The organism is Mycobacterium sp. 3-98, assembly GCF_035918355.1.
Taxonomy (GTDB): domain Bacteria; phylum Actinomycetota; class Actinomycetes; order Mycobacteriales; family Mycobacteriaceae; genus Mycobacterium; species Mycobacterium intracellulare.
Map to the genome: position 1 here is coordinate 2,843,289 of NZ_CP142360.1, position 23,210 is coordinate 2,866,498.

Here is a 23,210-nt window from a genome sequence, read left to right on the forward strand (position 1 = left end):
GTGGAGCGTGGTGGTGACCGGGCACTCCCGGTAACACGAGGCCAGCTCGATATCTGGTTAGCACAACAGGCCGGCCATTTCGACGCGGCGTGGCAGCTGGGCGTGCTGGTCCGTATCGACGGGGCGATCGACCCCCGTCTGTTGCACCAAGCTATGCGACACGTGGTCAACGAGGCCGAGAGCCTGCGGGCCTCGTTCTTCGAGGCCGACGGCCAGGTCTTCCAGAAGGCCGTCGACTACGACGACGTCGACTTGGTCTTCTACGACCTGACGGAATCGCCGGATCCGGAGCGGGAAGTCCGCGAGACTGCGGCATCGATCCAGCGAACGCCGATGCCGCTCACCGGCCCGATGATCAAATTCGCTTTGTTCCGTACGGGTCCCGACGAGTACTACTGGTTCACCGTCTGCCATCACATCGCCATCGACGGCATGGGCATCGCGCTGACCGGACGACGTATCGCCGCCGTCTACTCCGCGCTGGCCGCCGGCAAGCCAGTTCCCCCCGCCTTCTTCGGCTCCCTGCATGACCTCGTCAGCGGCGAGCTGGAATACGAGGGGTCCGCCAAATTCCGTGAAGATCAAGAGTATTGGGTCGCGCACCGCCCCGCGGGGAGCGGGGCGGACTATCCGGCACCGGCGCTGAATGACGGGCGAGACCCGTATTCACCTTCTCCGCCAGTGCAACTGGATCAGTCCGTGGTCGGCAGGGTCAAAGAGTTGTCCAAGACGTTGGGCATCCGTCGGTCATCGGTACTCACCGCGGCCTGCGCGCTTCTGGTGCGGGGTTGGTGCGCCGACGGTTCCGACGAAGTCGTGCTCGACTTTCCGGTCAGCCGGCGCGTCGACCCGGAGTCGAAGACGCACCCCGGCATGCTCGCCGGCGTGGTGCCCCTGGTGCTGAAGGCCGCGCCGGACACCTCGTTCGCCGACTTTTGCCGGCATGTTGACCAGCGGTCTCGAGAGGCGTTGCGCCATCAGCAATTCCCGACGCGGACGCTGGACGGCGAAGGCGGCTTCAACGGCCCGCGGCAGGCGCCCAACCGGGTGGTCGTCAACTTCGTCCCGGCCCGCCTCACCCTCAGCCTCAACGGCATCCCGGCGACCGCGACCTACACCAGCTTCGGGCCGGTTGGCCACTTCGGACTGTTCTTCCTCGGATTCGGCGACCAGCAATTCCTGAGCACTGTCGGTACCGGGCAACCGTTTTCGAATTTCGACGTCGCGGACCTGGCCGAACGGCTGCAGCGTGTGCTGGCGACCATGGTCGCCGATCCGAGCCGGCGCCTGGCGTCGCTGGATGTGCTGCGGTCCGCGGAGCGCACACGCCTGGAAGAACTTGGTAATAAGGAGGTTTTGAACCTGCCGGCGAGCGCGCCCATGTCGGTGCCGGAACTGTTCGCCACCCAGGTGGCGCGCACGCCCGAGGCCGTGGCGCTGGTGTGTGAGGGCCGGTCGGTGACCTACCGGGAACTCGATGAGGCGTCCAACCGGCTGGCGCATCTATTGACCGGACTGGGCGCAGGCCCGGGACAGACTGTGGCGCTGATGTTTTCGCGGTCGCCCGAAGCCGTCGCGTCGATCCTGGCGGTGCTCAAGACCGGTGCGGCCTACCTGCCGATCGATCCGTCCTCGCCCGAGTCGCGGATCGGGTTCATGCTCGACGACGCCAAACCCGTTGCCGCGCTGAGCACCGTCGATCTGGCCGACCGCCTCGACGGCCACGACGTGCCGGTCATCGATGTCAACGATTCGCGCATCGACGCCCAGCGCGCCGACGCCTTGCCGGCGCCCGGTCCGGACCACGTCGCCTACCTGATCTACACCTCGGGCACCACCGGTGTCCCCAAAGGCGTCGCGGTCACGCATCGCAACGTGACGCAGCTGTTGGGATCGCTGGACGCCGGCCTGCCGCCGTCGGGCGTGTGGTCGCAGTGCCACTCGTACGCCTTCGACGTCTCGGTCTGGGAGATCTTCGGCGCGCTGCTGCGCGGCGGGCGGCTGGTCGTGGTCCCCGAGGACGTCACGCGCTCACCCGACGAACTGCACGACGTGCTGGCCGGCGAGGACGTCAGCGTGTTGACCCAGACCCCGTCGGCCGTGGCGATGCTCTCGCCCGAGCGGCTTTCGGCGGCGTCGCTGGTGGTGGTGGGCGAGGCCTGCCCGGCCGAGGTGGTGGACCGCTGGGCGCCGGGCCGGGTGATGGTCAACGCCTACGGCCCGACCGAGACGACCATGTGCGTGGCGATCAGCGCGCCGCTGACGAAGGCATCCGGGATCCCGCCGATCGGTTCCCCGGTGCCCGGGGCGGCGTTGTTCGTGCTCGACGGCTGGCTGCGCCCGGTGCCCCCGGGCGTCGTCGGCGAGTTGTATGTCGCCGGCGACGGGGTGACCAGCGGATACGTCGGCCGGACCGGGCTGACCGCGTCACGGTTCGTGGCCTGCCCGTTCGGTGGGGCGGGCGCGCGCATGTACCGCACCGGGGACCTGGCGTCCTGGGGCGATGACGGTCAACTGCAGTACCTCGGCCGCGCCGACGAACAGGTCAAAATCCGCGGCTACCGCATCGAACTCGGCGAAATCCAGGCCGCGCTGGCCGCGCTCGACGGCGTCGACCAGGCCGTGGTGATCGCCCGCGAGGACCGCCCCGGCGACAAACGCCTGGTCGGTTACGTCACCGGCATCGCCGACCCCGTCGAGGCGCGCGCCGCACTGGCCGAGCGGCTGCCGGGCTACATGGTGCCGGCCGCGGTGGTCGTCCTCGAGGCGCTCCCGCTGACGCCCAACGGCAAACTCGACACCCGCGCTCTGCCGACGCCCGAATACACGACGGGCGAGTACCGCGCCCCGGGCAACGCGGTCGAGGAGATCCTGGCCGGCATCTACGCCGAGGTGCTCGGCGTGCAGCGCGTCGGCGTCGACGAGTCCTTCTTCGAACTGGGCGGCGACAGCATCTTGTCGCTGCAAGTCGTGGCGCGGGCCCGCGCGGCGGGCCTGACCTGCCGGCCCCGAGACGTGTTCGTCGAGCAGACCGTCGCCCGGCTCGCCCGGGTGGCGGGGGTGAGCGACGGAGCGGCGCAGGTGGTCGACGAGGGCGTCGGGCCGGTGCCGCCCACCCCGATCATGCGGTGGCTAGAGGGCGCGGAGCAGGCCGGCCCGGTCGATCAGTTCAACCAGACCGTGATGGTGCAGGCCCCCGCGGGGGTGACCGCGGCCGACGTCTCAATGGTATTGCAGGCCTTGGTTGATCGGCACGCCATGCTTCGGCTGCGGGTCGAGCGCGACGGCGCCGGCGGCTGGTCGTTCCACATTCCCGAACCCGGGTCGGTGTGGGCGCAGGACTGCCTGCAGGCGGTGGACGCGCTGACCGACGACGCGCTGCTTGACGCCCGTTCGCGGTTGAACCCGTTCACCGGGGCGATGCTGAGCGCGTTGTGGGTCGAATCCACCGGCCGGCTGGCGGTGATCATCCACCACCTGGCCGTCGACGCGGTGTCGTGGTGGATCCTGTTGGAAGACCTCAACATTGCGTGGGCGCTGCACAGCGCCGGACAGCCGGTGGAGCTGCCGCCGGCGGGGACCTCGTTTGCCCGCTGGGCGACAATGCTGAACGAGCACGCGCGCCACCCCGACGTCGTCGGCCAGCTGAACGCCTGGAAGCGGGTGACGGAGGCGCCCGCCGCGCTGCCCGCGGCGCGCCCCGACGTGGACACCTACGCCAGCGCCGGGCGCTTGTCGGTCGAGCTGGACGCCGAGACGACCGCGATGCTGCTCGGCGAGGTGCCGACCGCCTTCCACGCCGGGATCCAGGACATCCTGTTGATCGCCTTCGGGCTGGCGTGGGCGGAATTCCTGGGTGACACCGGCGCCCCGATCGGCATCGACGTCGAGGCTCACGGACGCCACGAGGAACTCGGCGCCGACATCGATCTGTCCCGCACCGTCGGATGGTTCACCACCAAGTACCCGGTGTCCCTGGCGGTGGCCGGGTTGCGCTGGGCGCAGGTGGTTTCCGGCGACACGGCACTGGGGCCCATCATCAAAGACGCCAAGGAGCAGCTGCGCGCGCTGCCCGACCCACTGACCTACGGGCTGCTGCGCTACCTCAACACCGACGTCGACCTCGCCGGGCCCGACCCCTCCATCGCCTTCAATTACCTGGGACGCCAAGGCGCAGCGCCCGATTCGGCGGGGGAGGGCTGGAGCATCAGCCAGGATGGGCTGTCGTTGATCGGCGCCGCCGCGGCGGTGCCCATGCCGCTGATGCACACCGTCGAACTCAATGCCGGCACCATCGACACCGGCGCCGGGCCGCACCTGCACGCCGAATGGACTTGGGCGCCATCGGTTCTCGACGCCACGCAGATCACCCGGTTGAGCCGGCTGTGGTTCGAGGCGCTGTCCGGGGTCTGCGCACATGTCCGCAACGGCGGCGGGGGGCTGACCCCGTCGGACATCGCCCCGGCCCGTTTGAGCCAACAGCAGATCGACGAGCTGGCGCGCCGGCACCACATCGCCGACATCTTGCCGCTGACGCCGCTGCAGCAGGGGCTGCTGTTCCACTCCAGCACCGCGCAGGGCGGCGACGACATGTACGCGGTCCAACTGGATTTCACGCTGACCGGGCCGCTCGACCCCGACCGGCTGCGCGACGCGGTGCACACCGTCGTCAACCGGCACCCCCACCTGGCGGCCCTGTTCTGCGAACAGTTCGACGAGCCGGTGCAGATCATCCCCGCCGATCCCGTGGTCGAGTGGCGGTACCTCGAGCTCGACGACGGCGGCGCCGGGGAGGCCGACGCCGACGCGCGAATCGAGCGCCTGTGCGCGGCCGAACGCGCCGCGGTGTGCGACCTCGCCGGGCAGGCGGCGTTCCGGGCCGCGTTGATCCGCACCGCGGACCGGCGATTCCGGTTCGTGCTGACCAATCACCACATCCTGCTCGACGGCTGGTCGCTCCCCATCCTGCTGCGCGAGATCTTCGCCAGCTACTACGGGCAGCGCCTGCCCGCCGCCGGCTCCTACCGGGCCTTCCTCACCTGGCTGGCCGATCGCGACCTCGACGCCTCCCGCGAGGCCTGGGCACAGCTGTTGTCCGGCTTGCAAACTCCCACCCTGGTCGCGCCCGAAGACCGATTGGGGCAGGGGCGCCGCGGCTTTGAGAAGTCTCGCGTGTCCGCGCAGACCACCCGGGCCCTCGGCGAGCTGGCGCGCTCGCACCACACCACGCTGAGCACCGTGCTGCAGGCCGCGTGGGCGTTGGTGCTGACCTCGCTCACGGGTCAGCACGACGTCGTCTTCGGCACCCCGCGGTCGCGGGTCGGCCAGCTCGAGGTCGACGACGCGGAGTCGATGGTCGGGCTGCTGATCAACACGGTGCCGGTGCGCGCCAACATCACCGCGACGACCACCACCGCCGATCTGCTGGCGCAGCTGCAGAACAGTCACAACGACGCGCTCGAGCACCAGCACCTGGCGCTCAGCGAGATCCACCGCGTCACCGGCCACGACCAGCTTTTCGACACGCTGTTCGTCTACGAGAACTACCCGATCGACAGCGGCATGACCCTGGGCGACGACGGCCTGGCCATCGCCGCGTTCACCAACCGCGAGTACAACCACTATCCGCTGACGGTGGAGGCCCTGCCCGGCCGCGAACTCGGCCTGCACATCGAATTCGACGCCGACGTGTTCGATGCCGCTGACATCGCGTCACTCGTCGAGCGCCTGCAGCGGGTGTTGGTGGCGATGACCGCCGACCCCGCCCGGCGGCTGTCATCGATGGACCTGCTGGACCGCGACGAGCGCGACCTGGTGCTGTCGAGGATGTCCGGGGCCGGCGTTGGGGCGCCGGTGGGCGTGGCGCCGGAGCTGCTCGCCGCGGCGGTGGCGGCGGGCCCGGACGCGCCCGCCGTGATCGACGGCGCGCGGGCGTTGTCGTATCGCGAACTCGACGAGTGGTCAACGCGGTTGGCGCGCAAGCTGATCGACGCAGGCGTCGGCCCGGAGCGCGCCGTCGGTGTGGCGATCGGCCGGTGCGCGGAGCTGGTGGTGGCGTGGTGGGCGGTCGTCAAGGCCGGTGGCATCTATGCCCCGGTGGATCTGGACCATCCGGTCGAGCGCATCGCCTCGGTGCTCGACGCCGTCGACGCGGTGTGCGTGTTGACGTGCGGCACCGACGACGTCGCGGGCGCCGGGACGCGCCCGATCGTGCGTCTCGACGGTCTCGACCTGTCAGCGTGCTCGGCGCAGGAGATCACCGACGCCGACCGGCTCTCGCCCCTGCGGGCGGGCGACACCGCCTACCTGATCTTCACGTCGGGATCGACCGGCGTCCCCAAGGGCGTCGCGGTGGGCCACAGCGGCATGCTGGGCTGGGCCGCCGCCCAGCGCGAGCTGTTCGGTCTGGGCTCGGACGCGCGGGTGCTGATGGTCGCCTCGCCGACCTTCGACGCCTCGGTCGGAGAACTGTTGCTGGCGGCGGGATCTGGCGCCGCCCTGGTGGTGGCGCCGCCGCAGGTGTATGCCGGTGAGGCGCTGACCGCCTTGCTGCACGACCAGCGGGTCAGCGCGGCCATCCTGACGCCCACCGTGATCTCGACGCTGGACCGCGCCCGGCTGGATCGCCTGGACACGCTGGTCGCCGTCGGGGAGGCCTGCCTGCCCGAGCTGGTGGACGCCTGGGCGCCGGGCCGCCAGATGTTCAACGGTTACGGCCCGAGCGAGACCACCATCTGGGTCACCTGCGCGCGGCTGTCGGCGGGCGAACCCGTTCGCATCGGCGCCCCCATCTCCGGCGTGTGCGCGCGCGTGCTCGACGCGTGGCTGAACCCCGTCCCGGTAGGCGTGGTGGGCGAGCTGTACCTGAGCGGGCCGGCCCTGGGGCACGGCTATCTGGGCCGGGTGGAGTTGACCGCAGAACGGTTCGTCGCCAACCCCTTTGGCGCGCCCGGAACAAGGATGTATCGCACCGGCGACCTGGTGCGCTGGATGTCCGACGGGACCCTGGATTACCTGGGCCGCGCCGACAACCAGATCAAACTGCGCGGACAACGCATCGAACTGGGCGAAATCGAAAACACCCTGCTGGCCTGCCCGCAGGTGACCCAGGCCGCCGTCACCGTCGCGGACACCGCGACCGGCTCGCACCTGGTCGCCTACGTGACGCTCGATCACAACGCCACCACCGACCGGGATCTGCAGCAGGACGCCGAAGACGTCCAGGAGTGGCAGCACCTCTACGACGACCTGTACGGCGCCGACCTCGCGGCCAACTTCGGCGAGGATTTCCGCGGCTGGAACAGCAGCTACACCGGCGAACCGATCCCGCTCGAAGAGATGGTCGAATGGCGTTCCGCCACAGTCGATCGCATCAAGTCCCTGCGGCCCCGGCGGGTGCTGGAGGTCGGCGCGGGCTCGGGGTTGCTGCTCTCACAGATCGCCCCGCACTGCGACCAGTATGTCGCCACCGACTTCTCGGCCGTCGCGATCGACAACCTGGCGCGCGCGATGGAGCGGCTGCAGCTGCCGTGGCGCGACCGCGTGGAACTGCTGACCCAACCCGCCCACGTCACCGACGGGCTGCCGCAGGGTCACTTCGACACCATCATTCTCAACTCGGTCGTCCAGTACTTCCCCAACGCGGGATATCTGGCCCAGGTCATCGACAAGGCCATGGAGCTGTTGGCGCCCGGCGGCGCGGTCTTCATCGGGGACATCCGCAACCACACCCTGCAGGGCGCGTTCCAGACCGCGATCGCGCTGGCCCGCGGCGACGCCGCCGACGCGGCCGAGATCCGCCAGCGCGTCCGCCACGCCATGCTCGGCGAGACCGAATTGCTCTTGGCGCCGGAGTTTTTCACCTCCTGGGCGCGCTCGCGCCCGGAAGCCGTCGGGATCGACATCCGCGTCAAACGTGGAATGGCCGACAACGAACTCAACCGGCACCGCTACGACGTCGCCATCCACAAGGCTCCCGCGGCCGTGCGCTCGGTGGCCGACGAGCCCACGCTGACGTGGGCGCAGTGCGACGGGCTGCGCGGCCTGCGCGAGACCCTGACGTCGCGGCGTCCCCCCGCCGTCCGCATCACCGACATCCCGCGCGCCGGACTGATCACCGACGTCGCTGTCGAGGCCGCGCTGGCGCAGGGATTGCCCCTGGCCGACGCGCTGGCCCAGGCCGACCCCGATCCGGACGCCACCGTCGCCGAAGAGTTGCACCGCCTCGGTGAGCGCGCCGGATATGGCGTCGCCGTCACCTGGGGCGCCCAACCCGGTACTCTCAGTGCGGTTTTCATCGCCTCCGCCGACCAGGCCGTCCCGGCGCTGACCGATCTCTACCTGGCGCCCGACGGGGCCCGACGGCGCACCATCCACGCCAACGACCCCCGGACCAACACCAAGGTCGGCGAGGTGCGCGAGCGGTTGAGCGCCTGGCTGCCCGAGTACATGGTGCCGACACACATTGTGGCGCTGGAAGAATTCCCGATGACGACCTCGGGCAAGCTCGACCGCAAGGCCCTGCCCGCCCCGGACTACCAGGACGCCGATCGGTACCGCGCCCCGGCCACCGCCGTCGAGGAGATCCTGGTCGGCATCTACGCTCAGGTGCTCGGCCTGGAACGGGTGGGTGTCGACGACTCGTTCTTCGACCTGGGTGGGGATTCGCTGTCGGCGATGCGCCTGATCGCCGCGGTCAACACCAGTTTCAATTCCGACCTCGGCGTGCGGGCCGTGTTCGAGGCACCCACCGTCGCCGAGTTGGCCCTTCTCACCAGTGGGGACGCCGACCGTCCCGACCCGCTGGTCGCGGGGGAGCGCCCGGCGGTGATCCCGCTCTCCTTCGCGCAGACCCGGCTGTGGTTCATCGACCAGTTCCAGGGCGCCTCGCCGATGTACAACATCACCGTGGCGCTGCGGCTGCGCGGGCACCTCGACGCCGACGCGCTGGCCGCGGCACTGGCCGACGTCGTGGGCCGCCACGAAACCCTGCGCACGGTGTTCGCCTCGGCCGACGGAATCCCGCAGCAGGTGGTGGTTCCCGCCGAACGCATCGGGTTCGCCTGCGACGTCATCGACGCGCGTGGGTGGCCGCAGGACCGGCTGCGGGAGAGCATGGAGACGGCCGCCCGGTACACCTTCGACCTGTCGCACGAAAGCCCCCTGCACACCGAGCTTTTCACCGTCAGCGACGACGAACACATGCTGGTGGTCGCGGTGCACCACATCGCCGCCGACGGGTGGTCGATCACCCCGTTCGCGCGCGACCTCGGAATCGCCTACGCGAGCCGCTGCGCGGGGCAGGCCCCCGACTGGACGCCCCTGGCGGTGCAATACGTCGACTACACGCTGTGGCAGCGCGCACATCTCGGGGACGTGGACGACCGCGACAGCCGCATCGCCGCCCAACTGGATTACTGGGCGGACGCGCTGGCCGGGCTGCCCGAACGCCTGCAGCTGCCCACCGATCGGCCCTACCCGCAGGTCGCCGACCACCGCGGCGCCCGGCTGGCGGTGGACTGGCCGGCCGAGCTACAGCAACAGGTCCGCCGGGTCGCGCGCGAGCACAACGCCACCAGCTTCATGGTGATCCAGGCCGCCTTCGCCGCGCTGCTCGCCAAGATCAGCGCCAGTACCGATGTGGCCGTGGGCTTCCCGATCGCCGGGCGTCCCGAACCCGCCCTCGACGACCTGATCGGCTTCTTCGTCAACACCCTGGTGCTGCGGGTCGACCTCGGAGAACTGGGCGGGGACCCGACCTTCGCCGAGCTGCTGGGCCAGGTGCGCCGGCGCAGCCTGGCCGCGTTCGAACACCAGGACGTGCCATTCGAACTGCTGGTGGAGCGGCTCAACCCCACCCGCAGCATGGCCCATCACCCGCTCGTTCAGGTGCTGCTGGGCTGGGAGAACTTCCCGGGGGAGGTCACCGCCCCCGCCGCCGGGCTGGCGCTGGGAGACCTGCGGGTCACCCCAATGCCGTTGCACACCAACACCGCTCGCATGGACCTGACGTTCTCACTGGCCGAACGCTTCACCGAGTCCGGCCAGCGCGCCGGGATCGCCGTGACTGCCGAATACCGCACCGACGTCTACAACGCGGACACCGTCGAGGCGATGATCGACCGGCTGCAGCGGCTGCTGGCCGCGGTGACCGCGGACCCGGAGCGGCGCCTGTCGTCGGTGGATCTGCTCGACACCGCCGAGCACGCCCGGCTGGCGCAGTGGGGCAACCAGGCGGTGCTGTCCGAGCGGATGGAGCCGGTGACCGTTGCGGGCTTGTTCGCCGCGCAGGCGGCGCGCACGCCGGATGCGGTGGCGCTGACGTTCGAAGACGGGTCCATGACCTACCGCGAGCTCGATGAGGCCGCCAACCGGTTGGCGCACGTGCTGGTCGATCGCGGCGCCGGCCCGGGTGCGTTTGTGGCGCTGCTGTTTTCGCGGTCGGCCGAGGCGATCGTGGCGATCCTGGCGGTGCTCAAGTCCGGCGCGGCGTATCTGCCGATCGATCCCGCGCTGCCGGCAGCGCGGGTGGAGTTCATGCTCACCGACGCCGCCCCGATGGCCGCGGTCACCACCGCCGACCTGGCCGACAGGTTCGACGGCTTCGACCTGATCGTCGTCGACGTGGCCGACCCCGCGGTGGCGGCCCAGCCGAGCACCCCGCCGCCCGCGCCGGCGCCCACCGATCTGGCCCATGTCATCTACACCTCGGGCACCACCGGTGTGCCCAAAGGCGTTGCGGTGACTCAACACAACGTCGCGCAGTTGTTCGACGACCTGCGGCTCGGTTTCGCCTTGTCGGCCGAGCAGGTGTGGACCCAATTCCACTCCTATGCGTTCGACTTCTCGGTGTGGGAGATCTGGGGCGCGCTCCTGCATGGCGGGCGCCTCGTCGTCGTACCGGGCGCCGTGGCCCGCTCACCCGAGGAGTTCCACGCCCTGCTGGTGCGCGAGGGCGTCACGGTGCTGACCCAGACCCCCTCGGCGGTGGGGCTGCTCTCGCCGCAGGGGCTGGATTCCACGGCGTTGGTGATCGGCGCCGAGCCCTGCCCGCCGGAGCTGGTGGACCGCTGGGCGCCGGAGCGGGTAATGGTCAACGTGTACGGCCCGACCGAGACCACCATGTGGGCGTGCAAGAGCGCCCCGCTGCAGGCGGGTTCGGGATTCCCGCCGATCGGCTCCCCGGTGACGCGTGCGGCGTTCTTCGTGCTCGACGAGTGGTTGCGCCCGGTGCCCGCCGGGGTGGTCGGGGAGCTGTATCTGGCCGGCGAAGGTGTCGGCGTCGGCTATTGGCGGCGCCCCGGGCTGACCGCGTCGCGGTTCATGGCCTGCCCGTTCGGCGAACCCGGCACCCGCATGTACCGCACCGGCGACCTGGTGCGCTGGGGCCGCTCCGGATCCGGGGAGGGGCAGCTGCGCTACCTGGGACGCGCCGACGAACAGGTCAAGGTCCGCGGCTACCGCATCGAGCTCGGCGAGATCCAGGCCGCGCTGTCCGCGCTCGACGGGGTCGAGCAGGCGGTCGTCGTCGCCCGCGAGGACCGGCCCGGCGACAAACGCCTGGTGGGTTACATCACCGGGACCGCGGAACCCGCCCGCGCACGCGCCGCGGTGGCGGAGCGCCTCCCGGCCTACATGGTCCCCGCGGCGGTGGTGGTGCTCGACGCGCTGCCGATGACGGTCAACGGCAAGCTCGACGCCCGCGCCCTGCCCGCCCCGGACTACCAGGGCGGCAACGGATACCGCGCCCCGAGCACCGCCATCGAGGAAATCCTGGCCGGCATCTATGCCGGAGTCCTCGGCGTCGAACGCGTCGGCGTCGACGACTCGTTCTTCGACCTCGGCGGCGACTCGCTGTCCACCATGCGCCTGATCACCGCGATCAACACCACGCTGGAAACCGAGCTACCGGTGCGCGTCGTCTTCGAGGCGCCCACCGTCGCCCAGCTGGCGCCCCGCATCGCGGAGAGCTCGGGCCGGCTGGAACCGCTGGTGGCGGGGGAGCGGCCGGCGATCATCCCGTTGTCCTTCGCGCAGAACCGGCTGTGGTTCATCGACCAATTCCAAGGCCCGTCACCGCTGTACAACATGGCGGCGGCCCTGCGGCTGCGCGGGCGGCTCGACGCGCACGCGCTCGGCGCCGCGCTGGCCGACGTGGTGAGCCGTCATGAGAGCCTGCGCACCCTGTTCCCGTCGCACGAAGGCACGCCCCGGCAGGAGGTCGTGCCCGCCGAGCGCGCCGAATTCGGCTGGGAGGTCGTCGATGCCACCGCGTGGCCGGCGAGCCGGCTGGACGACGCCGTCAAGGCGGTGACGCGCCACGCCTTCGATCTGGCAGCCGAAATCCCGATTCGGGCACGGCTTTTCACCATCACCGAGGACGAGCACCTGCTCGTGATCGCGGTACACCACATCGCCGCGGACGGCATGTCGCTGACGCCGCTGGGCGCCGACCTGAGCCTGGCCTACACCAGCCGGTCCGCCGGGCGCGCGCCCGACTGGGCCGACCTGCCGGTGCAGTACATCGACTACACGCTGTGGCAGCGCGCCCAACTCGGCGACCTCGACGACGGCGACAGCCGCATCGGCGCTCAACTGGCGTACTGGGAGCGCGCCCTGGCCGGCATGCCCGAGCGGCTCGAGCTGCCCACCGATCGCCCCTACCCGACGGTGGCCGATCAGCGCGGCGACAGCGTGGTGGTCGACTGGTCGGCCGAGCTGCAGCAGCAGGTGCGCCGGGTGGCCCGCGAGCACAACGCGACCAGCTTCATGGTGGTGCAGGCCGCCCTGGCCGTGCTGCTGTCGAAGGTCAGCGCGAGTCCCGATGTGGCGGTGGGCTTCCCGATCGCCGGGCGGCGCGACCCCGCGCTCGATCAACTGGTGGGCTTCTTCGTCAACACCCTGGTCCTCCGCGTCGACCTGGCCGGCGATCCCAGCTTCGCCGAACTGCTGGACCGGGTCCAGGCCCAGAGCCTGGCCGCGTTCGAACATCAGGACGTGCCGTTCGAGGTGCTGGTCGAGCGGGTCAACCCCACCCGGAGCCTGACCCATCACCCGCTGGTGCAGGTGATGCTGGCCTGGCAGAACTTCGCCGGCCACGACGACCCCGCCGCCGGCCTGGCGCTGGGTGACCTCGAGGTGACCTCCGTGCCCGTCGAGGACCAGTCGGCCCGCATGGACCTGGTGTTCTCCCTGGCCGAACGGTGGACCGAGCGCGGGGAGGCCGCCGGCATCGGCGGACGGGTGGAATTCCGCACCGACGTGTTCGACGCCACGACCATCGAGGCGCTGATCGGCCGCCTGCAGCGGGTCCTGACCGCGATGACCGCCGAACCCGCCCACCCGCTGTCGTCGGTGGATCTGCTCGACGAGGCCGAGCACGCCCGCCTGAAAGAGCTTGGCAACCACGCGGTTTTGACCCGGCCGGCCGGCGACGCGCCGGCGTCGATTCCGGAGCTGTTCGCCGCGCAGGCCGCGCGGGCCCCGGAATCCGTGGCGCTGGTGTGCGGCGACCTGTCGGTGACCTACCGGGAACTCGACGAGGCGTCCAACCGGTTAGCGCACTGCCTGGCGTCCGCGGGCGCGGGCCCGGGACGGGTTGTGGCGCTGCTGTTTTCGCGGTCCGCCGAAGCCGTCGCGTCGATCCTGGCCGTGCTCAAAACGGGAGCGGCCTACCTGCCGATCGACCCCTCCTCGCCGGACGCGCGCATCGAGTTCATGCTCGGCGACGCGAAACCGGTCGCCGCGGTCACCACCGCCGACCTGGCCGAGCGGCTCGACGGTCGCGGCGTGACGATCATCGACGTCGACGATCCCCGCGTCGACACCCTGCCCGACACGGCCCTGCCGGCGCCGGGGCCGGACCACCTCGCCTACCTGATCTACACCTCGGGCACCACCGGTGTGCCCAAAGGCGTTGCCATCACTCACCGCAACGTCACCCAGCTGCTGGGATCCCTGGACGCGGGCCTGCCGGCCGCGGGGGTCTGGTCGCAATGTCACTCGCTGGCGTTCGACGTCTCGGTGTGGGAGATCTTCGGCGCGCTGCTGCGCGGCGGGCGGCTGGTGGTCGTCCCCGAGGCGGTGGCGGCGTCCCCGCACGACCTGCACGACGTCCTGGTCGCCCAGCAGGTCAGCGTGTTGACCCAGACCCCGTCGGCGGTGGCCATGCTCTCGCGGGAGGGGCTGGACTCCGTGTCGCTGGTGATGGCCGGGGAGGCCTGCCCGGCCGAGGTCGTCGACCAGTGGGCGCCCGGGCGGGTGATGGTCAACGCCTACGGCCCGACCGAGACCACGATGTGCGTGACCATCAGCGCGCCGCTGGCGGCCGGGACGGGGCCGGTTCCCATCGGCTCGCCGGTCCCCGGGGCGGCGCTGTTCGTGCTCGACGACGCGTTGCGGCCGGTGCCGCCCGGCGTCGTCGGCGAGCTGTACGTCGCCGGATCCGGTGTCGCCGCAGGGTATGTCGGCCGGCCCGGCCTGACCGCGTCGCGGTTCGTCGCCTGCCCCTTCGGTGGGGCCGGAACGCGCATGTACCGGACCGGCGACCTGGTCCGCTGGGAACCCTCGGGATCCGGTGTGGGCCAACTGCTCTGCCTCGGCCGCGCCGACGAACAGGTCAAGATCCGCGGCTACCGCATCGAGCTCGGCGAAATCCAGTCCGCCCTGGCCGGAATCGACGGCGTCGCGCAGGCAGTCGTCGTCGCGCGCGAAGACCGTCCCGGTGACAAGCGGCTCGTCGGCTACGTCACCGGCAGCGCCGACCCCACCCAGCTGCGCGCCGCGCTGAGCGAACGGCTGCCCGCCTTCATGGTGCCCGCCGCGGTGGTGACGCTCGACGCGATTCCGTTGACCCCCAACGGCAAACTCGACGCGCGCGCCCTGCCCGCACCGGAATACACGGCCGGTCGGTACCGCGCGCCGGAAACGCTCACCGAGGAAATCCTGGCCGGCGTCTACGCCGGAGTCCTCGGCGTCGAGCGGGTCGGGGTCGACGACTCCTTCTTCGACCTGGGCGGCGACAGCATCTCCGCGATGCGCCTGGTCGCCGCGATCAACGCCAGCCTCGACGCCGGCCTCCCGGTGCGCGCCGTGTTCGAGGCGCCCACCATCGCCCAGCTGGCCCCCCGGATCGGTGAGGGCGGCAGCGGGCTGGAGCCGTTGACGGCCGCCGAGCGGCCGGCGGTCATCCCGTTGTCGTTCGCGCAGAACCGATTGTGGTTCCTGGACCAATTGCAAGGGCCCTCACCGGTGTACAACATGGCGGCGGCGCTGCGGCTGGACGGGCCGCTCGATGCGGACGCCCTGGGCGCGGCACTGGGCGACGTGGTGGTCCGTCACGAGAGCCTGCGCACGGTGTTCGTCGCGCCCGAGGGACTACCGCAGCAGGTGGTGATCCCCGCCGGCAAGGCAGACTTCGGGTGGGAGGTCGTCGACGCCGGCACCTGGTCGGCGGACCAGCTGGACGAGGCGATCGGCGCCACCGCCCGCTACACCTTCGACCTGTCGGCCCAAATCCCCCTGCGGGCAGAGCTTTTCCGCATCCGCGACGACCGGCACGTGCTGGTCGCCGTCGTGCACCACATCGCCGCCGACGGCATGTCCCTCACCCCGCTGGTGCGTGACCTGGGCGTGGCGTATGCCGCCAGGTGCGACGGGCGCGGCCCCGACTGGGCGCCGCTGTCGGTGCAATACGTCGACTACACGCTGTGGCAGCGTGCGCAGTTCGGCGATCTCGACGACGGCGACAGCCGCATCGCCGCCCAACTGGCGTACTGGGAAGAGGCACTGGCCGGAATGCCGGAGCGGCTGCCGCTGCCCACCGACAGGCCCTACCCGTTGGTGGCCGACCAGCGCGGCGCCACGGTGGAGATCGACTGGTCGGCCGAGCTGCAACAGCGGGTCGCCGACGTGGCGCGCCGACACAACGCCACCAGCTTCATGGTGGTCCAGACCGCCCTGATGGTGCTGCTGTCGAAGATCAGCGCGAGTTCCGATGTGGCGGTGGGCTTCCCGATCGCCGGCCGCCGTGACCCCGCGCTCGACGAGCTGGTCGGGTTCTTCGTCAACACACTCGTATTGAGGGTCGATCTGGAAAATCTGGGCGGCGATCCCACCTTCGCCGAGCTGCTGTCCCAGGTGCGCCACCGCAGCCTGGCCGCCTACGAGCACCAGGACGTGCCCTTCGAGGTGCTGGTCGAGCGCCTCAATCCCGCCCGCAGCCTGAGCCATCACCCGCTGGTGCAGGTGATGCTGGCCTGGCAGAACTTCGCCGGGCAGGAGGGCGGGCCCGCCGCGGGGCTGGCCCTCGGCGATGTCGACGTCACGCCCATCCCGGTCGACACCCACACCGCCCGAATGGATTTGACGTTCTCGATGGGCGAGCGCTGGAGCGATGCGGGTGAACCCGCCGGAATCGGCGGTACCGTGGAATTCCGCACCGACGTCTTCGACGCGGACAGCATCGCGGCACTCATCGGCCGGTTGCAGCGCGTGCTGCTCGCGATGATCGCCGACCCCGCGCAGGCGTTGTCGGCGGTGGACCTGCTCGACGACGCCGAACACGCCCGACTGGACGCCCTCGGCAACCGCGCGGCGCTGACCGGACCGGCCACCGAGACCGACTCGATCCCGGCGCTGTTCGCCGCCCAGGCGGCCCGCACCCCGGACACCGCCGCGGTGGTATGCGACGGCCACTCGATGACCTACCGCGAGCTCGACGAGGCGTCGAACCGGCTCGCGCACCTGCTCGCCGCCCGCGGTGCGGGCCCGGGACAGGCTGTGGCGCTGCTGTTTTCGCGCTCGGCCGAGGCGATCGTCGCCATCCTTGCCGTGCTGAAGACCGGGGCGGCCTACCTGCCGATCGATCCGGCGCTGCCGGCCGAGCGGATCGGCTTCATGCTCTCCGACGCCGCCCCGATCGCCACGCTCACCAGTCCCGGGCTCGCCGACCGGCTCGAGGGCCACGACGTCATGGTCATCGCCGTCGACGATCCCGAGCTCGAAGACCGGCCCGCGACCGCCTTGCCGGCGCCGGGGCCCGACCACCTCGCCTACCTGATCTACACCTCGGGCACCACCGGCGTTCCCAAAGGCGTTGCGGTCACGCACCGCAACGTCACCCAGCTGCTGGCCTCGCAAGACTCCGGGTTGCCCCGCACCGGCGTGTGGTCGCAATGGCATTCGCTGGCCTTCGACGTGTCGGTCTGGGAGATCTTCGGCGCCCTGTTGCACGGCGGCCGACTGGTCGTGGTGCCCGAATCCGTCGCGCGCTCACCGGAAGACCTGCACGCGCTGCTGGTGGCCGAGCGGGTCAGCGTCCTCAGCCAGACCCCGTCGGCGGCGGGCGCGCTCTCGCCCGCCGGCCTGGAGTCGGTCGCGCTGGTGGTCGCCGGTGAGGCCTGCCCGGCCGAACTCGTGGACCGCTGGGCGCCCGGCCGGGTGATGATCAACGCCTACGGGCCGACCGAAGCCACGGTCTACGCCGCGATCAGTGCGCCGCTGCGGCCCGGAACGGGCGCTGTGCCTATCGGCTCCCCGGTGCCCAACGGGACGTCGTTCGTGCTCGACGAATGGCTGCGACCCGTGCCGCCCGGCGTCGTCGGAGAGCTGTATGTCGCCGGCGCCGGCGTGGCCTGCGGCTACTGGAAGCGCGCCGCCCTGACCGCGTCGCGGTTCGTGGCGTGCCCCTTCGGCGCGCCCGGATCGCGCATGTACCGCACCGGCGACCTGGTGCGCTGGCGCGCGGACGGGCAACTGGACTACCTCGGCCGCGCCGACGAGCAGGTCAAGATCCGCGGCTACCGCATCGAGCTCGGCGACGTGCGGGCGGCGCTGTCCTGGGTGGCCGGCGTCGAGCAGGCGGTCGTCGTCGCCCGCGAGGACCGGCCGGGGGACAAGCGCCTCGTCGGTTACGTCACCGGCACCGCCGACCCGGCCGCGGTCCGCGCCGCGCTGGCCGAAAGGCTGCCGGGCTACATGATTCCGGCCGCCGTGGTCGTCATGCAGGCGCTGCCGCTGACCCCCAACGGCAAGCTGGACACCCGCGCTCTGCCCGCGCCGGAATACTCCGACGCCGACCAATACCGCGCCCCCGACAACGCCGTCGAAGAGATCCTGGCCGGCATCTACGCCCAGGTGCTCGGGCTCGAGCGGGTCGGCGTCGACGACTCGTTCTTCGACCTTGGCGGGGACAGCATTTCGTCGATGCAGGTGGTGACGCGGGCGCGCGCCGCCGGCCTGGTGTGCAAGACCCGCGACATCTTCGTCGAGCAGACCGTGGCGCGGCTGGCCCGCGTGGCCGAGGTGGTCGACGCCGACGCCGCCGTCCTCGACGAGGGCGTCGGACCCGTGGCGGCGACCCCGATCATCCGCTGGCTGCAAGACGTGGAAAGCGTTGGCGGACAGGTCGATCAGTTCAACCAGGCCATGCTGGTGCAGGCGCCTGCCGGGGTGACCGAGGCCGACGTGGTAACCATGCTGCAGGCGCTGCTGGATCGCCACCCCATGCTGCGGCTGCGCGTCGACGGCTCGGGCGTCCAGGGGTCCGGCGACTGGTCGCTGACGGTGCCCGAGGCGGGCTCGGTCGATGCGGCCGACTGCCTGCACGTGGTGGACGAGCTGTCCGACGCGGCGGTCACCGAGGCGCGGTCGCGGCTGAACCCGGCCGCCGGCGTGATGCTCAGCGCGCTGTGGGCCGGCGCCACCGGGCAGCTCGTGGTGATCGTGCATCACCTCGCCGTCGACGGCGTGTCGTGGCGAATCCTGTTGCAGGACTTGAACATCGCCTGGGCCCAGCATCACAGCGGGCGGCCGGTCGAGTTGCCCGCTGCGGGCACCTCGTTCGCGCGGTGGTCGTCGCGGCTCGCCCAGCATGCGCGCCGCCCCGACGTCGTCGATCAGGCGGAGCGCTGGACCGAGGTGGCGGCGACACCGCCGGCCCTGCCCGCGGTCCGCCCCGACATGGACACCTTCGCCACGGCCGGACACCTCTTCATGGAGCTGGACCCCGAGACCACCGGCGCCCTGCTCGGCGAGGTGCCGTCGGCGTTCCACGCCGGCGTGCAGGACATCCTGCTGATCGCGTTCGCGTTGGCGTGCGCGGAGTTCGGCGGCGGCCGCGCGCCCATCGGCATCGAGGTCGAGGGGCACGGCCGGCACGAGGAACTGGGCCGCGACATCGACCTGTCCCAGACCGTGGGGTGGTTCACCACCAAATACCCGACGGCGCTGAACGTGCGCGGCGTCTCCTGGGGGCAGGTCGTCACCGGCGGGACCGCGCTGGGCGCGGCGCTCAAAGACGCCAAGGAACAGCTCCGGGCGCTGCCTGACCCGCTGACCTACGGGCTGCTGCGCTACCTCAACCCCGGGATCGACCTGGACGGCCCCGAACCGCCGATCGGGTTCAACTACCTGGGGCGCCAGGGCGGCGCGGGTGAGCTCACCGCCGACATGTGGCGGCCCGTGCCGGACGGCTGGTCGGTCACCCGCGCCGCCGCGTCGACAGCCATGCCGTTGATGCACACCCTCGAACTCAACGCGGCCACCGTCGACTCCGCGGACGGCCCACGCCTGCACGCCAACTGGACCTGGGCGCCGTCGGCGCTCGACGACGAACAGGTCGCCCGGCTGGGCCGGTTGTGGTTCGCGGCGCTCGCCGGCATCTGCGCCCACGTGCGCTCCGGCGGCGGCGGATTGACACCGTCGGACATCGCGCCCGCGCGGCTGAGCCAACAGCAGCTCGATCAGCTTGCGCGCCAACACCGTATCGCCGACGTGCTGGCGTTGACCCCGGTTCAGCAGGGTCTGCTGTTCCACGCCAACACCGCGCCGGCGACCGACGACCTGTACGCGGGACAGCTGAACATCAGCATCGCCGGCCCGCTCGACCCGAACCGCCTGCGCGACGCCGTGCACACTGTCGTGAGCCGGCATCCGAACCTGGTGGCCCGCTTCTGCGACCGGTACGACGAGCCGGTCCAGATCATCCCGGCCGACCCCGCGCCGGCCTGGCGGTACCTCGAGCTGGATGGCACCGACACCGACGCGATCGAGCGCCTGTGCGCCGCCGAACGCGCGGCCGTCTGCGGCGACCTCGCCGAGCAGCCCGCGTTCCGGGTGGCGTTGGTACGCACCGCATCCGAGCGCTACCGGCTGGTGCTGACCAACCACCACATCGTGCTCGACGGCTGGTCGATGCCGATCCTGCTCGGCGAGATCTTCGCCGCCTACTACGGGCAACGGCTGCCGGCGGCGGCGCCCTACCGAAGCTTCGTCAGCTGGCTGGCCGACCGCGACCTCGACGCCGCCCGGGCGGCCTGGGGCCAGGTGTTCGCCGGCTTCGACACCCCCACCCTGGTCGGGCCCCAGGACCGGACGGAGCTCGGCCGGCAAAGCGTCGAATCATTCGCGCTGCCCGCCGACCTCACCCAGGCCGTCGCCGACCTGGCGCGCTCCTGCCACACCACCGTCAACACCGTGCTGCAGGCCGCCTACGCGCAACTGCTGTGCGGGCTGACCGGCCAACGCGATGTCGTGTTCGGCACCACGGTGTCGGGCCGTCCCGCCGAAATCGCCGGCGCGGACACCATGGTGGGCCTGCTGATCAACACCGTGCCGGTGCGGGCGAACATCAGCGCCGCCACCACCACCGCCGACCTGCTCGACCAGCTGCAGGGCGCGTACAACCACACGCTCGACCACCAGCACCTGGCGCTCAACGAGATTCACCGCATCACCGGGCAGGACGCGCTGTTCGACACCCTGTTCGCCTACGAGAACTACCCGATCGATGCCAGCGCGCTGTCGGGCAACCACGAACTCGCCGTCACCGACATCACCAGCCGCGAATCCACCCACTACCCGCTGACGGTGCAGGCCCAGCCCGGTCGCGAGATGCGCCTCCAAGTCGAATACGACACAGACGTTTTCGACGCGGCACGGATCGCGACGCTGATCGAACGATTGCGGCGGGTGCTGGCCGCCATGACCGCCGACCCCGCGCGGCGGCTGTCGTCGATCGACCTGCTCGAGCCCGCCGAACACGACCGGCTGGACGCGTGGGGCGACCGGGCCATCCTGACCCAGCCCGGCACGCCGGCGTCCATCCCGGAGTTGTTCACCGCCCAGGCGGCGCGCACCCCGCACGCGCCGGCGGTGACCTACGAGGGCCGGTCCATGACCTACCGCGAGCTCGACGAGAGCTCGAACCGGCTGGCGCACTTGCTGATTGACCGCGGGGTGGGCCCCGGCGAGTCCGTGGCGCTGCTGTTCGGAAAGTCGGCCGACGCGATCGTGGCCATCCTGGCGGTGCTGAAGACCGGCGCGGCCTACCTGCCGATCGACCCGGCCCTGCCGGCGGCCCGCATCGAGTTCATGCTCGGCGACACCGCGCCCATGGCCGCACTCACCGTCGCCGCGCTCGCCGACAAGCTCGACGGCCACCACCTGATGGTCATCGACATCCACGACCGCGCCGTGGCCCGCCAGCCCGTCACGGCGCTACCGGCGCCGGCACCCGAACACGTCGCCCACATCATCTACACCTCCGGCACCACCGGCGTGCCCAAAGGCGTTGCGGTGAGCCACCACAACGTGACCCGGCTGTTCGACGCGCAGGCCGTCGGCGTCGAATTGTCGGCCGACCAGGTGTGGACGCAGTTCCATTCGTACGCCTTCGACTTCTCGGTGTGGGAGATCTGGGGTGCGCTGCTGCACGGCGGGCGCCTCGTCGTGGTCCCCGGTTCGGTGGCCCGCTCGCCGATGGACTTCCACGCCCTGCTGGTCGCCGAGAAGGTCACCGTCTTGAGCCAAACCCCGTCGGCGGTGCGGATGCTCTCGCCGCAGGGACTGGATGCCGCGGCGCTGGTGATCGGCGCGGAGCCCTGCCCGCCGGAACTGGTGGACCGCTGGGCGCCCGGGCGGGTGATGGTCAACGTCTACGGCCCGACCGAGGCCACGATCTTCTCCTCGACGAGCACGCCGTTGAGCGCGGGTTCGGGTGCGCCCCCGATCGGCTCGCCGGTCCCCGGGGCCGGGTTGTTCGTGCTCGACGGGTGGCTGCGCCCGGTACCGGCCGGCGTGGTCGGCGAGCTGTACGTGGCCGGGCGCGGCGTGGGCTACGGCTACTGGAAGCGGTCCGGGCTGACCGCGTCGCGGTTCGTGGCGTGCCCGTTCGGCGAGCCGGGTTCCCGCATGTACCGCACCGGCGACCTGGTGCGCTGGGGCACGGACGGCCAGCTGCAATACCTCGGCCGCGCCGACGAGCAGGTCAAGATCCGCGGCTACCGCATCGAGGTCGGCGAGGTGCGTTCGGCGCTGGCCGCGCTCGACGGGGTGGACCAGGCCGTCGTCGTCGCCCGCGAGGACCGCCCCGGTGACAAGCGCCTCGTCGGCTACATCACCGGACCCGCCGACCCGGCCGGCGCCCGCGCCGAGCTGGCCGAGCGGTTGCCGGCCTATATGGTTCCGGTGGCGGTGGTGGCGCTCGACGCGCTGCCCATGACCGTCAACGGCAAGCTCGACACCCGCGCCCTGCCGGCGCCCGAATACTCCGCCGCGGGGTATCGCTCGCCGACCACCCCCACCGAGGAGATCCTGGCCGGCATCTACGCCCACGTGCTCGGCGTCGAGCGGGTCGGCGTCGACGACTCCTTCTTCGACCTCGGCGGCGACAGCATCTCGGCGATGCGCGTCATCGCGGCGATCAACAGCGCCATGGACACCGGCGTTCCGGTGCGCGTCATCTTCGAGGCGCCCACCGTCGCCCAGTTGGCGCCGCGCATCGGCGAGGACACGGGCCGGCTGGACCCGCTGGTGGCGGGCGCCCGGCCGGCGGTGATCCCGCTGTCGTTCGCCCAGAGCCGGCTGTGGTTCCTCGACCAGCTGCAGGGACCGTCCCCCGTCTACAACATGGCCGCGGCGCTGCGGATGCACGGGCGGCTCGACGCGCACGCGCTCGGCGCCGCGCTGGCCGACGTGGTGGCCCGCCACGAGAGCCTGCGGACGGTGTTCGCCGCGCCGCAGGGAACACCCCAGCAGGTGGTGCTCCCCGCCGAGCGGGCCGATCTGAGCTGGCGGATGGTCGACGCCCGCGGGTGGTCGGCCGGCCGGCTGCGCGAGGCCATCGACATCGCCGCCGCCGAAACCTTCGACCTGGCGACCCAAATCCCGCTGCGCGCTTCGCTTTTCCGCGTCGCCGAGGACGAACACGT

The 23,210-nt window shown here is 71.3% G+C and carries 1 protein-coding gene (only partly in view); it reads left to right on the forward strand.

The window, feature by feature from the left end:
• Window positions 1-23,210, forward strand: the 5' portion of a protein-coding gene (locus QGN30_RS13665) for a non-ribosomal peptide synthase/polyketide synthase (RefSeq protein WP_248923683.1). The gene runs 8,032 nt beyond the window's last position; only the first 23,210 of its 31,242 coding nucleotides appear in the window; it begins with the start codon at window positions 1-3; its stop codon lies beyond the right edge, outside the window.